This is a genomic window from Streptomyces sp. NPDC051136 (assembly GCF_044455745.1).
Taxonomy (GTDB): Bacteria; Actinomycetota; Actinomycetes; order Streptomycetales; family Streptomycetaceae; genus Streptomyces.
This window is the reverse complement of sequence record NZ_JBITFE010000002.1, coordinates 664,003-680,752: the sequence shown is the minus strand read 5'-3', so window position 1 is coordinate 680,752 and position 16,750 is coordinate 664,003. Positions and strand designations below refer to the sequence as shown.

Genomic DNA, 16,750 nt, shown 5'->3' with positions numbered 1-16,750 from the left:
GCCGAAGGTGCCAGACGCGTCCGGGGTGCCGAGGGTCCCGGAGGCACCGGAGGTCCCGAGGCGGATCTTCGCGGGTTCGTCCACGGCGTCCGCTTCCCGGTGCCGGGGCCGCTCGTCCTCCGTGCCGGGTTCCGGCCGGCCGGCCCTGCGCGGCCACCACGTCGGTGTCATCGCTCCTCGCCCCTCTCCTGCGCGACCGGCACCGCGCTCAGCGCCCTCACCTTCCACTCCCCCTCGCCCGTGCGGGACAGCACCGCCTCCAGGCGCTTGCGGTCGGTGGCCGGCTTTGCCTTCCCGGCCGGGGTGACCTCGACGCGGACGGTGGCGATGAGCTTGGCCGTGCCGGACCGGGTGTCGAGCGCGGTCACGGCGGCCTCGGTGACCGTGCCGCGCGCCGAGCTGCCCGCCTCGGGCTCGGTGCCGCCGAGTTCCTCGCGCAGCGGCCCGGTGGAGACGGCGCGCCAGTCCCGGATGCTGCGCTCCGCCCGCTGTCGGGTGGCGGCGTCGAGCGTGGTGAGCACGGCGATGCCCTCGCGCCCGTCGGCGAGCGCCTCGTCCCGCTCCCGGCCGTACACCAGCGCGTCGTCGGTGCGTGCCTGCGTGTACGTCCACGCGCCGGTACCGCAGAAGGCGAGGGCCAGCACGAGCCCCGCCGTGGTGAGGATCCGCGCCCGCCTCATCGCGCGCTCCCGGTGCCGGCCGGCGCGAGGAGACCGCTCAGGCCGCCCGCTGCCTCGCCGCTCTGCCCGGGCAGCGCGAGCGCGCCGGGGAGGGCCGGGGCGCCGCCCCCGGCCGGAGCGCCGCCCTTGGCCGGGGTGCCGTCCACCGGGGTGCCTCCGCGGCTGCCCGAGGGCAGGGAGCCGGGCCGGGCCGGGTCGGGTACCGCGCCGCCCTTCGGGGCGTTGGCCGAGCCGCGCACGTTCTTCCCGCCGGCGACCGGGGCGGTGCAGGACGCGCCGGTGTTGAGGGCGGGGGCGGTGCCGAGGTCGAGGCCGTTGCGGTAACGCGTCCCGCCGTAGCCGTCGGTGCAGGGCAGGGGGCTGAAGAAGGTGACGGCCAGGCCGAGGTCCAGCTTGCCCCCGTCGACCGCGGTGGCGCCGGCGGCGACGGCGGCCGGGTACTTCACCAGGAGTTCCTCGATGCCGCGCTGCCGGGTGACGGCGACCTCGGAGGTGGTGAGGAGGTTGGCCAGGACCACGCCGAGGCTGGGGTCGAGGTCCCGCAGCAGACCGCTGACCTGGGTGGCGGCCTCGGGGGTGACCGCGAGCAGGCGCCGCAGGTCGGTGTCGGAGCCCTTGAGCGCGGCGGCCAGGTCCTTGGCGCCGACGGCGAAGTCGCGGATGGCCCGCGCCTCCTGGGCCTGGGTGCGCAGGACGGTCTCGCCGTCGTCGATCAGCAGGGTGGTGGACGGCAGGGCCCGGTCGGCGGCCTCGACGAAGTCGCTGCCGCTGTCGAGCAGTACCTGGAGGTCGTCGCCGTGTCCCTCGAAGGCCTTGCCGAACTCGTCGACGACCGTGCGCAGATCCTCCAGCGGGACGGAGCTCGCGAGGTCGTCGACGCTGGCGAGGACGTCGGTGACGGGCGCGGGCACCTCGGTGTCGGCCTGTTCGATGCGGGTGCCGTCGGCGAGGTAGGGGGAGCCGTCGCTCTCGGGCCGCAGGTCGATGTACTGCTCGCCGACGGCGGAGAGCCCGGCGACCACGGCCTTGGTGTCGGCGGGGATGCGCGGGGCGGACTTCTTGATGCGCAGTTCGGCGACGACCCCCTCGGCGGTGAGGTCGATCGGGCCGACCCGCCCCACCGAGACGCCCCGGTAGGTGACGTCCGAGTGGGTGAAGAGACCTCCGGTGCGCGGGAGTTGCACGTCCACGGTGTAGTAGTCGGCGACCCCCACGTACCGGCCGAGGTCGGCGTAGCGGATGCCCAGGAAGGCCAGGGCGAGGACGGCGATGAGGAGGAAGGCGAGGTTCTTCAGCCGTACGGCGAGGGTGATCACCCGCGTTCACCCCCGGTCGCCGGACGGGACGCGGAACCCGGGCCGGACCCGGAGCCGGAGCCGGTCACGGAGGGCAGCGGCAGCGGGGAGGCGGGCTGCTTCCTCGCGGCCGGGTCCGCCCCGCCGCCGGGAGGCGCGGACGCGGACGGGGACGGTGTGCCCCCGGGCACCAGCGGAGGGATCACCTCGGTCCCGGGGACGGCGACCACGCTCAGGTACGTGTTCAGGTAGTCGCCCTTCACCCCGCGCAGCACCTCGTCGGTGAACGGGTAGGTCAGCATCACCTGGAGCGAGTCGGGCAGGTCGGTGCCCGCGTCGGCGAGCGCCTTCAGCGTCGGTGCGACGGCCTTGAGGTCGGCGATCATGTCGTCCTTGCTCGCGTCGATGGTGGAGACGGCGACGCCGGAGAGCGTGTCGAGGGAGCGCAGCATGGTCAGCAGCGAGCCGCGCTGCTTCTCCAGGGTCTTCAGTCCGGGCGAGAGGTCGGTGAGGACGGTGTCGACGTCGTCCTTGCGGGTGGCGAGGGTCGAGGAGAGCCGGTTGACGGCGTCGAGGGCGTCGGTGATGTCGTCCCGGTGGTCGTCGAGGTCGCCCACCAGGGTGTCGACCCGCTTCAGCATCGAGCGGACCTCGGGTTCACGGCCGCCCAGCGCCGCGTTGAGCTCCCGGGTGATGGTCTTGAGCTGATTGACGCCACCGCCGTTGAGGAGCAGGGAGAGTGCCCCGAACACCTCCTCGACCTCGGTGTTGCGGCTGGTGCGGGCCAGCGGGATGACGCTCCCGTCGGTCAGCCGGCCGGCTCCGGTCTCCTTGGCGGGGGCGACGAGCTGGACGTACTTCTCGCCGAGCAGGCTGGACTGCTCGAGCCGCGCGGTGGCGTCGGCGGGCAGCCGCACCTCGCCGTTGATCTCCATGGTGACGCGGGCCGACCAGTCGTCCTCGCCGAGTTCGATGCCGGTGATCCGGCCGACGGCGACGTCGTTGACCCGTACGGCGGCGTGCGGGACGAGGCTGAGCACGTCCTGGAGTTCCGCGGTGACGGTGTAGGGGTGGTCGCCGAGGTCGGCGCCGCCGGGCAGCGGCAGGTCCTCCAAGCCGTCGAAGCCCGGCACCCCGACCCGGACCCCGCCGAGGGTGAGGGCGAAGGCGAGGCCGAGGGCGACCAGTCCGCCCGCGGTGAGTGAGGCCGCCCGGCCGCTGGGGAGGGCTGCGCGTCTCATCGGCCGTCCCCCTTGCTCCCGTCGTCGTGTCCGCCGCCGCTCCCGGTGCCGGCCCCGTCGGACACCCCGGCCACGGGCAGCGGCAGCAGCGGGCCGCCGACACTGATCTCGTTGAGGTTGGCGCGGCCGTCGAGGGTGCGGGTGTCGGGGTTGTAGGCGTTCACGACGTTGCCCGCGGCCAGCGGTGCCACGTCCAGCGCCTCGGCCAGCGAGGCGCGTTGCTCGACGAGGGTCTGGGTGATCGGGACGAGCCGGTCGACGTTCTTCTTCAGCTCGCCCCGGTTGTCCTCGATGAAGGTCTTGACCTGGCCGAGGGCCTTGCCGAGTTCCTCCAGCGCGCCGGTCAGGTCGTCCTTGTTGTCGGCGAAGAAGCTGACGACGTCGTCCAGTCCCTCCTGGGCGGTGCGCACGTCGGTGTCCTTGTTCTTCAGCATGGTGGTGAAGGTCTGGAGACTGGACAGCGTCGTGAACAGGTCGTCGCTGCTGCCGTCGAGGGTCCTGGCCGCCTTGCCGAACTCCTCGACGCTGTCACCGATGGCCTCGCCGTTGCCGTCGAGGTTGTCGGCGCCGGTCTTCAGCAGGTCGGACAGGGCGCCGTCGGCGTTGGCGCCGTCCGGGCCGAGGGCGTCGCCGAGTTCGGTGATCGAGTCGTAGATCTGGTCGATCTCGACGGGGACGTGGTTGCGGGCGGCGGGCAGCACGGCGCCGTCGGCGAGGACGGGGCCCTTGCTGTAGGCGGGGGTGAGCTGCACGTAGCGGTCGGCGACGATGCTCTGCGCGACGACGACGGCCCGCGCGTCCCGGGGGACCTCGACCCCCTCGTCCAGCCGCAGGCCGACGCGGACCCGGGTGCCCTCGGGCCGCACCGACTCCACCTCGCCGACGCGGACCCCGAGGACGCGCAGGTCGGACCCGGCGTAGACGCCGACGGCGCGGTCGAAGTAGGCGGTGACGCGGGTGCCGTCGGCTTCGAGGACCCGGACGGCGACGAGGCCGCCGGCGGCGAGCACGACGAGGGCGAGCACCCCGGTGAGGATCTTTCGGCGTCGGGTCATCGCTCACCGCTCCCTTGGGCCGCGGCCGGCTGTTTCGGCGGCAGGCATCCGGTCTCGGGCTGGGAGGTCTCGGGCAGGTAGGAGCGGGGCACGACACCGCACAGGTAGCTGTCGAACCAGCGGCCGTTGCCCAGGGTGTTGCCGACCAGGCGGTAGTACGGGCCGACCAGCGCGAGGGTCTCGCCGAGCCGGGTGTCGTTCTCCTCCAGGACGCTGGTGACGCGGCCGAGCGCCTTGAGGGTGGGGCCGAGCTGCTTCTCGTTGTCCTTGACGAGTCCGCCGAGTTCGGTGCCGAGGTCCTGGCTGCCCTTGAGCAGGGCGCTGATGGCGGCGCGGCGGTCGCGGAGTTCGCCGAGCAGCGGGCCGCCGTCCTCGATGAGGGTCTCGAAGCCGGACGTGTTGTCCTCCAGCGTCTTGGTGAAGTCGGAGCTGCCCTTGAGGAGTTCGGAGAGCTTCGCGTCCCGCTTGGAGAGGGACTTCGACAGGTCGGACAGGCCGGTGGCGGCCTTGCGCACGTGCGGCGGCGAGTCCTTGAAGGTGTCGGAGATGGTCCGGAAGCTCTCCGCGAGCTGCCCGGTGTCGATGTCGTCGACGGTGCCGCTGAGGTCCTGGAAGGCCTGGGTCACGTCGTAGGGAGAGGTGGTGCGGGTCAGCGGGATGCGGGCGTCCGGGTCCTGGCGGCCGGAGCCGAGCGGGTCGAGGGCCAGGTACTTGTCGCCGAGGACGGTCTTGATGGCGATGGCGGCGGTGGTGCGGTCGCCGAGCCAGGCGTCCTCGACCTCGAAGGTGACCTTGACCTTGGGGCCGTCGAGCGCGACGCCGGTCACCCGGCCTACCTTGACCCCGGCGATGCGCACCTCGTCGCCCTCGTCCAGGCCGGCGGCCTCGGAGAAGTCGGCGCTGTAGGTGGTGCCGCCGCCGAAGGGCAGCCGGTCGACGCGGTAGGCGAGGAGGGCGAGCAGGGTGAGGACGAGCAGTCCGACGACGCCGACGGCGACCGGGTTGCGTTCCTTGACGGGCCTGAGGTGCGGACGCCTCATCCGCGGCACCTCGATTCGGTGATCGCGATGCCGGTGGGCGGCTTCGAGCCGTCGGAGGTGGTCACTCCGCTCACGCGCGCCTCGCAGAGGTAGAGGTTGAACCACGATCCGTAGGAGGACAGGCGGGCCAGGGCGGTCATCTTGGCGGGGGACTTCTCCAGGAAGTCCTCGATCTGCGGGGTGTGCTCGCCGAGACCTGCCGACAGCCGGCCCAGTTCGCGGATGTCCTCCTTGAGGGGTGCGCGTCCGTCCTCGATCAGGCCGGCGGTGACGGTGGTCAGGTCGCCCATGGCGGCGACGGCCTCGCCCAGCGGCTTGCGGTCCTGGTTGAAGCCGGTGACGAGCTTCTGCAGGGTGACGACGAGGTCGTCGAAGCCGTCCTCGCGGTCGTTGAGGGTGTCCAGGACGGTGCTGAGGTTGTCGACGACCTCGCCGATCACCTTGTCCTTGGCGGCGACGGTCGTGCCCAGCGAGCCGATGTGGCGGATCAGGCTGTCGACGGTGGCGCCCTCGCCCTGGAGCACCTGCACGATCGATCCGGCGAGTTCGTTGACGTCCTTCGGGGAGAGCCCCTCGAACAGCGGCTTGAAGCCGTTGAAGAGCAGGGTGAGGTCCAGCGCGGGCGTGGTGCGGTCCAGCGGGACGGTGCCGCCCTCCGGGAGGGTGCCGGCGAGGTCGCCGCTGCCGCGGCCGAGGGAGACATAGCGCTGGCCGACCATGTTGAGGTACTTCACGGCGGCGGTGGTCGACCTGGGGAGTCTGCGGTCGTCGCGGACGGTGAAGGTGACCTGGGCGGTGCGCCGGTGGACGACGCGTACGTCGGTCACCTTGCCGACCGTCACCCCGGAGATCCGCACGCTGTCGCCGTCGACGAGCCCGGTGACGTCGGTGAACAGGGCCTTGTAGGTGGTGGTTCCGCTGTCGGAGTCGGCGCCGGTGCCGGCGACGCTCAGGCCGAGGACGGTGGTGGCGAGGACGGTGACCACCACGAAGACGAGGGACTTGACCAGCGGCCCGGTCAGCGGGCGGCGCCGGGTGTGCGCGGTGTCCGGCCCGGTCATCGGAGGGTCACCTCCGTACCGCGGTAGACGGGTCCGGCGAGCAGGCTACTCCAGTCGGGCAGGTCGCCGGGGCTCTTCCCGGCGGCGGGCGCGATCAGTTCGTTGACGAGGTCGTTCTCCTGCGGGGAGTTGGCGGGCCCGAGGTCCTGCGCGGCCGCGGGGGTGGCGGCGCGCGCGGTGGGCCGGGGCAGGGTGCCGAGGTAGGGCACGGTGGGGCAGCGGGGGCCGCCGCCGGAGTCGTACGCCGGGGTGTCGCGGCCGGGGCGGTAGGCGCCGCGGGAGGCGACGGTGGTGACGTCGACGTGGATGCCGGGCCGGTCGGTGCCCTTGCCGAGCGCCTTGTCCATGGCCGGCACGAAGTCGGCGAGGGTGCGCAGGGTGCAGGGGAAGGCGGCGGAGTACTCGGCGAGGAGGGTCAGGGTGGGCCGGCTGGTGGCGCCGAGCCGGATGATGTTGTCCTTGTTCTGGCGCAGGAAGGCGGTCGTGTCCTCGGCGGTCCGGGTCGTGGCGCCGAGGGTGGCGGCGAGTTCCGCCTCCTGCTCGGCGAGGGTGCCGCTGGTGGTGGTGAAGTCGGTGAGCGCCGTGAGGATGTCGGGCGCGGCGTCCGCGTAGACGTGGCTGACCTTCACGAGTTCCTTGAGGTCGCGGTTGAGGGCGGGCAGGTGGGGGTTGAAGTCCTCCAGGTGCTCGTCCAGCAGGGTGAGCGTGTCGCCGAGCCGTTCCCCGCGGCCTTCGAGTGCCTGCGAGACGGCGGACAGGGTCGCGGAGAGCTTCTGCGGCTGGACGGCGGTGAGCATCGGCAGGACGTCGTCGAGCACCTGCTGGAGCTCGATGGCGTTGGCGGACCGGTCCTGGGGGACGACGGCCCCGGCGGCCAGGGGCTCGGGCGAGGGGTTCGCGGGCGGTACCAGGGCCACGTACCGCTCGCCGAACAGGGTGGTGGGCAGCATCTGCGCGCGCACGTCGGACGGGACGTGGTCCAGCGCGCCGGGTTTCATGGCGAGGGTGAGCCGGGCGCCGTCGCCGGTGGCGTCGATGGCACGGACCTCGCCGACGACGACGCCGCGCAGTTTCACCTCGGCGCCGGGGTGCATCTGGTTGCCGGCGCTGCCGGTCTCGACGACGACCGGGTCGGAGTCGGTGAACTTCTTGTCGTAGACGGCGACGGCCAGCCAGATCAGCAGGACGGGCACCAGCACGAACACCACTCCGGCCAGCCGGTTGCGCAGCCTCTGTCCCCGCGCCCCGCGTGCTCCTCGCGCCTTGCCGGGTCCGCTCATCTCACCCCGCCACCTTCACGGTCGTGGTCGCGCCCCACAGGGCCAGCGACAGGAAGAAGTCGGTGACGCTGATCAGCACGATGGCGTTGCGCACGGACCGGCCGACGGCGACGCCGACCCCGGCGGGGCCGCCGGAGGCGCGGTAGCCGTAGTAGCAGTGGGCGACGATCACCATCACGCTGAAGATCAGCACCTTCAGCACGGACAGCAGGACGTCCGTCGGGGAGAGGAAGAGGTTGAAGTAGTGGTCGTAGGTCCCGCGGGACTGGCCGTTGAACAGGACGGTCACGTAGCGGGAGGCGAGGAAGGAGGAGAGCAGGCCGATCGCGTAGAGCGGGACGATGGCGACCACGCCGGCGATGATGCGGGTGGTGACCAGGTAGGGCATGGAGCGGATGCCCATGCCCTCCAGCGCGTCGACCTCCTCGTTGATGCGCATGGCGCCGATCTGGGCGGTGAACCCGGCCCCGACGGTGGCGGAGAGGGCGAGTCCGGCGACGAGCGGGGCGATCTCGCGGGTGTTGAAGTAGGCGGAGACGAACCCGGTGAACGCGGCGGTGCCGATCTGGTCGAGGGCCGCGTATCCCTGGAGTCCGACGACGGTCCCGGTGAAGAGCGTCATCGCGATCATCACGCCGATGGTGCCGCCGATGACCCCGAGGCCGCCGGAGCCGAAGGCCACCTCGGCCAGCAGGCGCTGCACCTCCTTGAGGTAGCGGCGCAGGGTCCGCGGGATCCACAGCAGTGCCCGGACGTAGAAGAGCAGTTGGTCGCCGGAGCGGTCGAGCCAGACGAGCGGGGAGGCCATCGGACCTCAGCCTCCCTTCGGCGGGACGATCTGGAGGTACACGGCCGTCATCACCATGTTGACGAAGAAGAGCAGCAGGAACGTGATGACGACGGACTGGTTGACGGCGTCGCCGACGCCCTTGGGCCCGCCGCGCGGGTTGAGTCCCCGGTAGGCGGCGACGATGCCCGCGATGAACCCGAAGACCAGCGCCTTGAGTTCGCTGACGTAGAGGTCGGGCAGCTGGGCGAGGGCGGAGAAGCTGGAGAGGTAGGCGCCGGGCGTGCCGCCCTGCATGATCACGTTGAAGAAGTAGCCGCCGAGGATGCCGACGACGGAGACCAGGCCGTTGAGCAGGACCGCGACGCCCATGGCGGCCAGCACCCGGGGCACCACCAGGCGCTGCACGGGTGAGACGCCCATGACCTCCATGGCGTCGAGTTCCTCGCGGATCTTGCGGGAGCCGAGGTCGGCGCAGATGGCGGAGCCGCCGGCGCCGGCGATGAGCAGGGCGACGATGAGCGGGCTGGCCTGCTGGACGACGGCGAGGACGCTGGCGCCGCCGGTGAACGACTGGGCGCCCAGCTGCTCGGTCAGGGAGCCGACCTGGAGGGCGATGACGGCGCCGAAGGGGATCGAGACCAAGGCGGCGGGCAGGATGGTCACGCTCGCCACGAACCAGAACTGCTCGACGAACTCGCGGAACTGGAAGGGTCTTCGGAAGACGGCGCGGACCACTTCGGCGGCGAGCGCGAAGAGCCGTCCGGTCTGCCGCAGCGCGCCCGTGATCACGCGCCGCTCCCGGCGGCGGGCATCGGCAGGGTGGCCGCCTCGGCACTCCTCGCGTAGGTGTCCCGGATGGCGGACCGCGCGGCGGGCGGCAGGGTGTCGATCATGCCCAGGACGCGCTCGCGCCGGCGGGCCACGGCCCGGCGCGGCGGCATGCCGGGCGACGGCTCCAGCTGCGGGACGATCACGCGGGGTCCGGCCGGGGCCGCGGGGGCGCCCGCCTCGGCGGCGAGGGTGGCCGCGTCCTTCTCCTCGGACATCCCGATGGGCCCCTCGCGCCGGCCGCCGAGGAACTGGGCCACGACCGGCTCGTCGCTGGTCAGCAGCACCTCGCGCGGGCCGAAGGTGACCAGTTCCCGCAGGAAGAGCATCCCCATGTTGTCGGGCACGGTGGCGGCGATGTCGAGGTTGTGGGTGACGATCAGCATCGTCGCGTCGAGCTGGGCGTTGAGGTCGATCAGCAGCTGGGAGATGTAGGCGGTGCGGACCGGGTCGAGCCCGGAGTCCGGTTCGTCGCACAGGATGATCTGCGGGTCGAGGACGAGCGCGCGGGCCAGTCCCGCCCGCTTGCGCATGCCGCCGCTGATCTCCCCGGGGAGTTTTCCCTCCGCCCCCAGCAGTCCGACGACCTCGATCCGCTCCATGACGATGCGGCGGATCTCGGACTCCTTCTTGCGGGTGTGTTCGCGCAGCGGGAAGGCGATATTGTCGAAAAGGGACATGGACCCGAAGAGAGCACCGTCCTGGAACATCAGGCCGAAGAGTTTCCGGGTCTCGTAGATGTCTCTTTCCGGACTGTTCACCATGTCCACTCCGTTGATGAGGACACGGCCCTTCTCGGGTTTGAGCAACCCTATGAGCGATTTCAGGAAAACGGTCTTACCGGTTCCGGACGGGCCCAGCATCACGCTGACCTCTCCGGCCGGAAGAGTGAGTGACACGTCCCGCCAGATGCTCTGCTTACCGAAGGACTTGGTCAGGCCCTCGACCACCACTTCGATTCCCATATCACCTCCAGCGGACGCCGATCGGAAACGCGCTGCGGGCCCGCACGTTAAGGCGGCCCGGAGCGCACTGACAACGGGTGCGGCGCGGATCTTCGGCGCTCCCGCGGAACTTGTCACCGCGCAGACAAACCGGCCGCCGCACACTTGTCTCCGGGGAGACAGGGCAGGGTCTCGCGGCTCCGGGGGGTGTGGAGCCCGCGGGACCCCGCCGGCGGACACCCGGGCCGCACAGGAGGTGGGCACAGCGCGTCCGCCATGGCTCCGGCCGACGGGGGCCACCGACCTGGAACCGAGCACCGCACCGGCACGTTACGGCCGAGTAACCTCGGCGGGCAACACCGGGATCGGAGTTTTCCGGGATACCGACCCGCACCCTCCGCAACCTGTCAGGGAAAGCACAGAAACCCGTCGGTAACTTGTCATCGGATGAGTATTCCGACGCCGTCCCGGGTGAGCTTCACGGAGATGAGGCATCATCGGCCGGACGTCCCGTCCTTGGCAGCAGGTGACTAAGGGGAATCGTGATTCGCTCACTCCGGAAACAGCTTGTTCCAGTTTTCAAAGAATCATGGACGGCCACATTGTTCGGCTATGTTTCCCGCGAGTAACGTCACGGCCCAATGCAGGTCGACCCTCAAGGAGACTCCCCAGCCATGAAGAAGAGCATGAGAAGGTCAGCCCTCGTGGTGTGTGCGGCCGCGTCGGCGCTGGGTCTTGCCGCCGTCCCGTCCTCGGCGGTGCCCTCCACGGTGTGGACGGTGAACCCCTCGCCGGCCAGCTTCCAGGCGACGAACGTCGGCAACATCGTGCTGACCGCCACCATCCCCATGACGTGTACGGTCTCGACCGCGGCCGGGACCATGGCGAGCGCCACCGGCAACCCCGGTGACGTCGCCGACATCACCACCATGAACTTCGGTGCGTCCGGCTCGCCGTGCACCAGCGTCCTGGGCAACGTCACCACCACGTCGGTCACCCCGTGGGACGTCATCGCGCAGGACTACACCGCGTCCACCGGCGTCACCAAGGGCTACGTGGGCAACGTCAAGGCCAACGTGACCGCCGGCGCCTGCAAGTTCACCGTGACGGGCAAGGCCTCGGGCACCTACACCAACTCCACCGGTGTCCTGGCGATCAACAGCACGGCCGGTGAACTGGTGGTCACCAACCCCGTCAACTGCGGCGCGATCGTCACGACCGCCACGAAGCCCACCTTCAAGGGCAACTACGCCGTCAAGAAGGCGGGCACCACCGTCATCCCGACCATCGTCGGCTCCAACCCGTAGGCCGCCGACCAGCCACGCCCGCCCGGCCGGCACCCCGGCCGGGCGTTCGCGGGCCGTGTGCCGTGCCCTGGGAGACCGGCCCCCGTCCGAGCCAGCCGAGCGGAGTCGCATTGACAGCCAAGCCAGCCGCCGCCCCGCGGCCGCTCCGGGTCCGCGCCCGGACCACCTCGATCGCCGCGTTCGTCGTGCTCGCCGCCCTGATCCCGACCACGGCGTCCGCCACGGGAACCCAGGAGGTCGAGGCCGAACTCCCCTACGTCTGCACCCTGCCCTCGGGTCCGCTGCCCGCGACGGTACGGATCTCGGCGGACTTCCCGGAGCGGGCCGCGGCGGGCGAGGCCTTCACGCCGTCCGACGTCACCACCACGGTGGAGCTCCCGGCGGAGGCGGTCGCGGACCTCACCGGGACGGGCGCGACCGAGGTACGGGCGGCCACCCGGCTGGACGTCGGAGTCGCCCAGAACGCGGCCTCGGCGACGGCGACCTGGCGGGGAAGCGCCGAGCCGCTGGCGCTGCCCGCGTCGGGGCCGCTGGCCCTGGTCACGGGGGGCGACGTGCCCTCGGTGGCCGGCCAGGGCGACGGCGACCTGACGTTCTCCGCGGGAGCCCTCGCGATCGACCTGGCGCTCGACGCCCCGGACACCGCCGCGGACCGGAGCGCCACCGAGGGCGGCGGGGAAACCGGGGAAACCGGGCCCACCGGGGACCCGGCCACCGAGGGGCCCGGTGCGCTGACCGTCGACTGCGCCCTCGCCGAGGACGCGCCGGGCCGGGGCCTGCTGGCCACCGTGCCGGTCGGCGCGGGCGGACCGGGAGCGAGCGGTTCACCCTCCTCGCCCGGGGCGGACGGCACCTCGGGGGCGCCGCGGGACGGGCAGCCGGAGGGGCCGGACGACCCGCAGCGGGAGCGGCAGTCCGAGCGGTCGCCGAAGGTGCTGGAGAACAGCCCCGGCGCCGCCGCGGACCGTGGCAAGGTCCCTCCGTGCCGCTACGACGAGCGGCACCCGCCCACGGACGTGTCGCTCAACGCCTACGTCACCGGCTACGCCAACGTGAAGAAGATGAAGGGCGCCGCGTACCTGCCGCCGTCCTGCGTGCTGATCGAGCAGGGCCTCCCCGTACCGGGTCCCGCCGACCCGGACTACCTGATCTTCGACACCGTGTCGTACGGCGACTTCCACTACCGGGAGCGCAAGCAGACCCCGCCGTTCGAAGCGACCTTCCTGTCCTTCGACTTCACCCCGGTGAAGGCGACCATGGTGCTGGAGCAGACCGGCCCCTTGCGGATCGACTCGCGCATGAAGATCCGCCTGTCCGACTTCACCACGATCACGGACACCTACGTGCGGGCGCCGCTGGTCCTGCACGTACGGGATCTGGAGGTCAACGGAACGCCCCTGGACGTCGGTTCCGGGTGCCGGACCGAGACGTCCCTCACCTCCGAGGACCCGGACCCGGCGAACTTCCCGGGTGACCACCTGGTGCTCTACGGCCGGGGCGAGCAGGTCATCGGCCTGCCGGCCACCGGTTACCTGCTGCTGAGCGGCGGCGTGCTGTCCGGCGAGACGACCGTCCCCGCCTTCACCGGCTGCGGCACCGACGGCGAGGACCTCGACCGGCTGCTCACCGCCTCCGTCTCCGGTCCCGGCAACTACATCAAGCAGGTTCAGGGACAGACGTGCGCGATCGCCGCCCCGGTGTTCCCGAGCCCGGACAACGAAGGCCAGTGCACCCAGGACCTCCAGCCCTACGAGGTCCCCGTCGCGGAGCGCTGACCGCCCCCCGTCTCCCACCTCCACGGAAGGCCACCACCATGCCCCCGATCTCCACCCGCACCCGGCTCGCCACCGTGTCCGCGCTGACCGCGCTCGGCGCCTTCGCCTCCCTGGGCACGGCGACCGCCGCCGACCCCGCGCTGAACGGCGAATGGGCCCCCTTCACCCGCTGCCCCGTGGACGCCCCGGCGATGCTGGCCGCCGACGGCTTCGACCGGACCCCGCAGTGCGTGGTGTCCACGTCGGCGAGCGGCTCCATCAAGCTGGGCTCCACCACCGTGACGACCGGCAGGACCAACCTCCAGATCGGCGTCGTACAGAACGCGGACGGCACCAGCAGCGTGGTCGCCCCCGCCTCCGGAGCACTGGTCGCCGAGCCCGCCTCCGTGCCCGGCGGGCTGCTCGGCCTGATGTGTCCGAGCGACATCTTCGTCATCACGGGGATCTGCAAGTCGCTGGAGAACTCCAGCCTCAACAAGATCACCGCGACCATGGAGTCGGTCGGCGCGCCCTACGCCTTCGACCAGACCGCGGGCGTTCTCACCGACCTGCCGATCGTGGCCCTGCCGGTCCGCATCCACTTGGAGAACCCGCTCCTCGGCGACAAGTGCTACATCGGGACGGCCGCCAACCCGATCGTGCTGCACCCGGCGAACCGCAACTACCCCGAGTTCGGGATGACCTTCTTCCGGGGCGACGGCACCCAGGACGAGGCCGGCGAGATGAGCCGGATCAACCTGGTCGGCGCCACGCAGAACGACAGCACCTTCGCGGTGCCCGGCGCGACCGGCTGCGGCCTGAACATCGGCCTGATCAACGCCGCGGTCAACGCGAAGACCGGGCTGCCCTCCGCGGCCGGGAAGAACAGCGTCACCCTCAACGACACCCGGACCCACCTCACCGGCCTGAACGCGCCCGGGACCGTCGTCCCCGACGCGGGCAAGGTGCTCTCGAGGAACTGGCACTCGGCCGTCGGGTAACAGCCGCGGGCCCACACAACCGCGACACGATTCCTCCCCAAGAGATGTACAACACAACAAAGTTGATTTACCGTCAGCTTGCCAGACCGGTGAACTCCCAGTGGGCCGGTCCAGGCTCCGCCCGCCGAGGGCGGGGCCCGGCCGGTCCGCCCCACCGGACATGTCGACGGCAAGGGATCGCTCATGCCCTCAAGCGCGCCTCCCCCGGTGCTCGGTGAACCGCTCGACCCCCTGCCCAAGAAGTTCGCGGCGTTCATGCGACCGCTGCTTCCCGGGCTGCTGAACGAGATACGCACCGAGGTCACCCGCAGCTATCCGGTGTACGGCAGGCTGCTCAACGGTCCGGACGGGGACGCGATCCGCCAGGGCGTCGAGCAGGCGCTGACCGCCTTCGTGGACCGGGTGGCCGACCCCTCCAGCAGCTCGGAGCTGCGGGACGAACTGCTGCGCAGGTTCGGCCGGGTGGAGGCCTACGAGGGCCGCGACCTGGAAGTTCTGCAAGGGGCGTACCGGCTGGGCGCCCGCATCGCGCTGCGCCGGGCCAAGACGCTGGGACGGCAGTACAGCCTCTCCCCCTCGCTGATCCTCGCCTTCGCCGACGCCCTCTTCGCCTACGTCGAGGAACTGGAGGCGATCACCCGCGAGGGGTACGCGGAGGTGCGGGAGCGGGCCGCCTCCGAGGAGTCCGCGTTACGAAGACAGTTACTCCACTTCCTGCTCGCCTCCGCGCCGCTGCCCCGCACGGCGGTCTCCGAGCTGTGCAAGGCCGCCGCCTGGGAGCTGCCCAGGTCGTGCTTCCTCGTCGCCCTTCAGTCCCCGGCACCGGAGCACATCCAGGCGGGACTCGACCGGGACGTCCTCGCCGACCTCGACATCCCGCAGCCGCACCTGCTGGTGCCCGGGGAACTGACCCCCGCCCGCCTCGACATGATCGGCACCGCCCTGGCCGGCACCCGTGCCGCGGTGGGCCTGACCGTGCCGATCACCCAGGCCGCCGACTCCGTCCGCTGGGCCCGCCGGACGCTCCAGCTCGTTGACGACGATGTCATTCCCGACGCGCCGCTGATCCGCTGCGAGGACCACCTGACCACCCTGTGGCTGCTGTCCGACGCCGCCTTGGTGGACCGGATCGCGGCCCGTGAGCTGGCCCCGCTGGACGCGCTTCCGGCCAGGCGCCGCGACCGGCTCGTGGAGACCCTGCGCGTGCACGTGTCCACCCGGGCGCCCGCGGAGCAGGTCGGCGAGATGCTGGGCGTGCACGCGCAGACCGTCCGCTACCGCCTGCGGACGCTCGACGCCCACCTGGGCGACCGGCTCGCCGACCCCGACCACCGCTTCGCCATCGAGGTGGCACTGCGCTCGCTCCACCTGCGCGGCCACGACGACGCGCGGTGACGTCCGCGGCCCGCCCGGGGGTCAGTGGGCCACGGGCCAGCCGCTGCTCCAGTCCAGGAGGTTGATCCCGAGCTTGGGCGTGCCGTTGTCGGCGCCGTCGTAGTAGTGGTAGACGATCAGGTCGCCGTCCACGTCGTTCATGATCGACTGTCCGCCGGGTCCGATGACGCTGCCGTGCGACTCCAGCACGGGTGTCCCGCCGTTGTCCGTCATGGCGACGCCGTCGCGGTCCCGGTAGGGCCCGGTGACGCTCGTCGCCCGGCCGACCTTCACCTTGTAGGTGGAGCCGGTGCCGGCGCAGCAGGTGTCGTAGGAGGCGAAGAGGTAGTAGTACCCGTTCCGCTTGACGACGTACGGGGCCTCGACGGCCTTGGTGCCGGTCGGGCGGGAGGCGAGGGAGCGGCGGGCGGTGTCGGACGCGAGCTGCTTGCCGGTGGCCGGGTCGAGGCGGATCATCTTGATGCCGGTCCACCAGCTGCCGAAGGAGAGCCACCACCGGCCGTCGTCGTCGACGAAGAGGTTCGGGTCGATCGCGTTGTGGTCACTGGCGGAATTCGACGTGTAGACGATGCCGTGGTCGCTCCAGCTGCCCGGCGCCCCGGTGGAGGAGCGCGCGAGTCCGATGGCGGAGGTGTTGGAGCCGAAGGACGAGACGGAGTAGTACATCAGGTACGTGCCGCCGTGGTACGAGATGTCCGGCGCCCAGGCCTCCGGGACGGACGAGTACCGCGACCACCAGCCGGGCCGGGTGCCGAAGGCGTCGGCGCCCGCGGTGAAGGCGGTGCGGTCGGCGGACGTCTTGCCACTGATGCCGCCGCCGGTGGCGTAGAGCCGGTACTGCCCGGACGGGGTGCGGATCATCGTCGGGTCGTGGGTGACGACGGAGCCGGTGACCCGGCCGGGGTCCGGGTAGGCCGACGCCGTGCCGGGGACGAGGGCGAGCAGGGCGGCGGCGGGGAGAGCGAGGAGTGCGGTTCGCTTGCGCGTGCGGCTCATGGGGGCGCTCCGGTTCCGGTCCGTGTGGTCCATCGACTCGTTCGACATGACGAACGACGGACGCCTGTTCGGACGGGAACGTA

Annotated in this window: 14 protein-coding genes and 1 pseudogene; 4 read left to right on the top strand and 11 right to left on the bottom strand. The window is 71.6% G+C overall.

Annotated elements, in window-relative coordinates:
* Positions 1-167: 167 nt before the first annotated feature.
* The 10 genes and pseudogenes from ACIBCJ_RS08545 to ACIBCJ_RS08500 form a co-directional block, all read right to left on the bottom strand.
* Entirely contained in the window at positions 168-680 is a 513-nt protein-coding gene (locus ACIBCJ_RS08545) for a hypothetical protein (protein WP_362507726.1), read from the bottom strand.
* Positions 677-1,996, bottom strand: a complete 1,320-nt coding sequence (locus tag ACIBCJ_RS08540) for an MlaD family protein (RefSeq protein ID WP_365979189.1) — start codon at positions 1,994-1,996, stop codon at positions 677-679. The genes ACIBCJ_RS08545 and ACIBCJ_RS08540 overlap by 4 nt, the downstream gene beginning before the upstream one ends.
* Positions 1,993-3,216, bottom strand: a complete 1,224-nt coding sequence (locus ACIBCJ_RS08535) for an MCE family protein (protein WP_365979188.1) — start codon at positions 3,214-3,216, stop codon at positions 1,993-1,995. Before ACIBCJ_RS08535 ends, ACIBCJ_RS08540 begins: the two co-directional genes overlap by 4 nt.
* Complete coding sequence (locus ACIBCJ_RS08530) at positions 3,213-4,271, bottom strand: MCE family protein (protein WP_365979187.1); 1,059 nt, start codon at positions 4,269-4,271, stop codon at positions 3,213-3,215. The genes ACIBCJ_RS08535 and ACIBCJ_RS08530 overlap by 4 nt, the downstream gene beginning before the upstream one ends.
* A complete protein-coding gene (locus ACIBCJ_RS08525; protein WP_365979186.1) occupies positions 4,268-5,311 on the bottom strand; it encodes an MCE family protein in 1,044 nt (347 codons plus the stop codon). The genes ACIBCJ_RS08530 and ACIBCJ_RS08525 overlap by 4 nt, the downstream gene beginning before the upstream one ends.
* Positions 5,308-6,372 (bottom strand): MCE family protein, encoded by a 1,065-nt coding sequence (locus tag ACIBCJ_RS08520; protein ID WP_362099111.1) that lies wholly within the window; start codon positions 6,370-6,372, stop codon positions 5,308-5,310. The genes ACIBCJ_RS08525 and ACIBCJ_RS08520 overlap by 4 nt, the downstream gene beginning before the upstream one ends.
* Positions 6,369-7,652, bottom strand: a complete 1,284-nt coding sequence (locus ACIBCJ_RS08515; RefSeq protein WP_365979185.1) for an MCE family protein — start codon at positions 7,650-7,652, stop codon at positions 6,369-6,371. The genes ACIBCJ_RS08520 and ACIBCJ_RS08515 overlap by 4 nt, the downstream gene beginning before the upstream one ends.
* A 1-nt stretch (position 7,653) precedes the next feature.
* Complete coding sequence (locus tag ACIBCJ_RS08510; RefSeq protein WP_133885878.1) at positions 7,654-8,460, bottom strand: ABC transporter permease; 807 nt, start codon at positions 8,458-8,460, stop codon at positions 7,654-7,656.
* Positions 8,461-8,466: 6 nt separating this feature from the next.
* Positions 8,467-9,216, bottom strand: a pseudogene (locus tag ACIBCJ_RS08505) (MlaE family ABC transporter permease); the annotation flags it as partial.
* Positions 9,217-9,227: 11 nt separating this feature from the next.
* Positions 9,228-10,235, bottom strand: coding sequence for an ATP-binding cassette domain-containing protein (locus tag ACIBCJ_RS08500; protein ID WP_362099119.1), 1,008 nt, complete (start codon positions 10,233-10,235; stop codon positions 9,228-9,230).
* Positions 10,236-10,888: 653 nt separating this feature from the next.
* On the opposite strand from ACIBCJ_RS08500, the gene ACIBCJ_RS08495 reads away from it, so the two are divergent.
* From ACIBCJ_RS08495 to ACIBCJ_RS08480, 4 genes are all read left to right on the top strand, one after another.
* Complete coding sequence (locus tag ACIBCJ_RS08495) at positions 10,889-11,521, top strand: hypothetical protein (RefSeq protein WP_362099122.1); 633 nt, start codon at positions 10,889-10,891, stop codon at positions 11,519-11,521.
* 110 nt (positions 11,522-11,631) lie between these two features.
* Positions 11,632-13,296: a DUF6801 domain-containing protein gene (locus tag ACIBCJ_RS08490; RefSeq protein WP_365979184.1), complete on the top strand. Its 1,665-nt coding sequence runs from the start codon at positions 11,632-11,634 to the stop codon at positions 13,294-13,296.
* A 38-nt stretch (positions 13,297-13,334) separates the two neighbouring features.
* Positions 13,335-14,276, top strand: a complete 942-nt coding sequence (locus ACIBCJ_RS08485) for a hypothetical protein (RefSeq protein ID WP_365979182.1) — start codon at positions 13,335-13,337, stop codon at positions 14,274-14,276.
* A gap of 183 nt (positions 14,277-14,459) precedes the next feature.
* On the top strand, positions 14,460-15,671 hold the full coding sequence (locus ACIBCJ_RS08480; RefSeq protein WP_362099131.1) for a helix-turn-helix domain-containing protein: 1,212 nt from the start codon (positions 14,460-14,462) through the stop codon (positions 15,669-15,671).
* Between the two features lie 21 nt (positions 15,672-15,692).
* Here the strand turns inward: ACIBCJ_RS08480 and ACIBCJ_RS08475 are convergent, their stop codons facing one another.
* On the bottom strand, positions 15,693-16,667 hold the full coding sequence (locus ACIBCJ_RS08475; protein WP_365979181.1) for an arabinan endo-1,5-alpha-L-arabinosidase: 975 nt from the start codon (positions 16,665-16,667) through the stop codon (positions 15,693-15,695).
* Between the last annotated feature and the right edge of the window lie 83 nt (positions 16,668-16,750).

Bases quoted from the DNA above. Each gene is read 5' to 3' on its own strand.
- ACIBCJ_RS08545 (WP_362507726.1), bottom strand. From the start codon at position 680: ATGAGGCGGGCGCGGATCCTCACCACGGCGGGGCTCGTGCTGGCCCTC.
- ACIBCJ_RS08535 (WP_365979188.1), bottom strand. From the start codon at position 3,216: ATGAGACGCGCAGCCCTCCCCAGCGGCCGGGCGGCCTCACTCACCGCG.
- ACIBCJ_RS08530 (WP_365979187.1), bottom strand. From the start codon at position 4,271: ATGACCCGACGCCGAAAGATCCTCACCGGGGTGCTCGCCCTCGTCGTG.
- ACIBCJ_RS08525 (WP_365979186.1), bottom strand. From the start codon at position 5,311: ATGAGGCGTCCGCACCTCAGGCCCGTCAAGGAACGCAACCCGGTCGCC.
- ACIBCJ_RS08520 (WP_362099111.1), bottom strand. From the start codon at position 6,372: ATGACCGGGCCGGACACCGCGCACACCCGGCGCCGCCCGCTGACCGGG.
- ACIBCJ_RS08515 (WP_365979185.1), bottom strand. From the start codon at position 7,652: ATGAGCGGACCCGGCAAGGCGCGAGGAGCACGCGGGGCGCGGGGACAG.
- ACIBCJ_RS08510 (WP_133885878.1), bottom strand. From the start codon at position 8,460: ATGGCCTCCCCGCTCGTCTGGCTCGACCGCTCCGGCGACCAACTGCTC.
- ACIBCJ_RS08500 (WP_362099119.1), bottom strand. From the start codon at position 10,235: ATGGGAATCGAAGTGGTGGTCGAGGGCCTGACCAAGTCCTTCGGTAAG.
- ACIBCJ_RS08495 (WP_362099122.1), top strand. From the start codon at position 10,889: ATGAAGAAGAGCATGAGAAGGTCAGCCCTCGTGGTGTGTGCGGCCGCG.
- ACIBCJ_RS08485 (WP_365979182.1), top strand. From the start codon at position 13,335: ATGCCCCCGATCTCCACCCGCACCCGGCTCGCCACCGTGTCCGCGCTG.
- ACIBCJ_RS08480 (WP_362099131.1), top strand. From the start codon at position 14,460: ATGCCCTCAAGCGCGCCTCCCCCGGTGCTCGGTGAACCGCTCGACCCC.
- ACIBCJ_RS08475 (WP_365979181.1), bottom strand. From the start codon at position 16,667: ATGAGCCGCACGCGCAAGCGAACCGCACTCCTCGCTCTCCCCGCCGCC.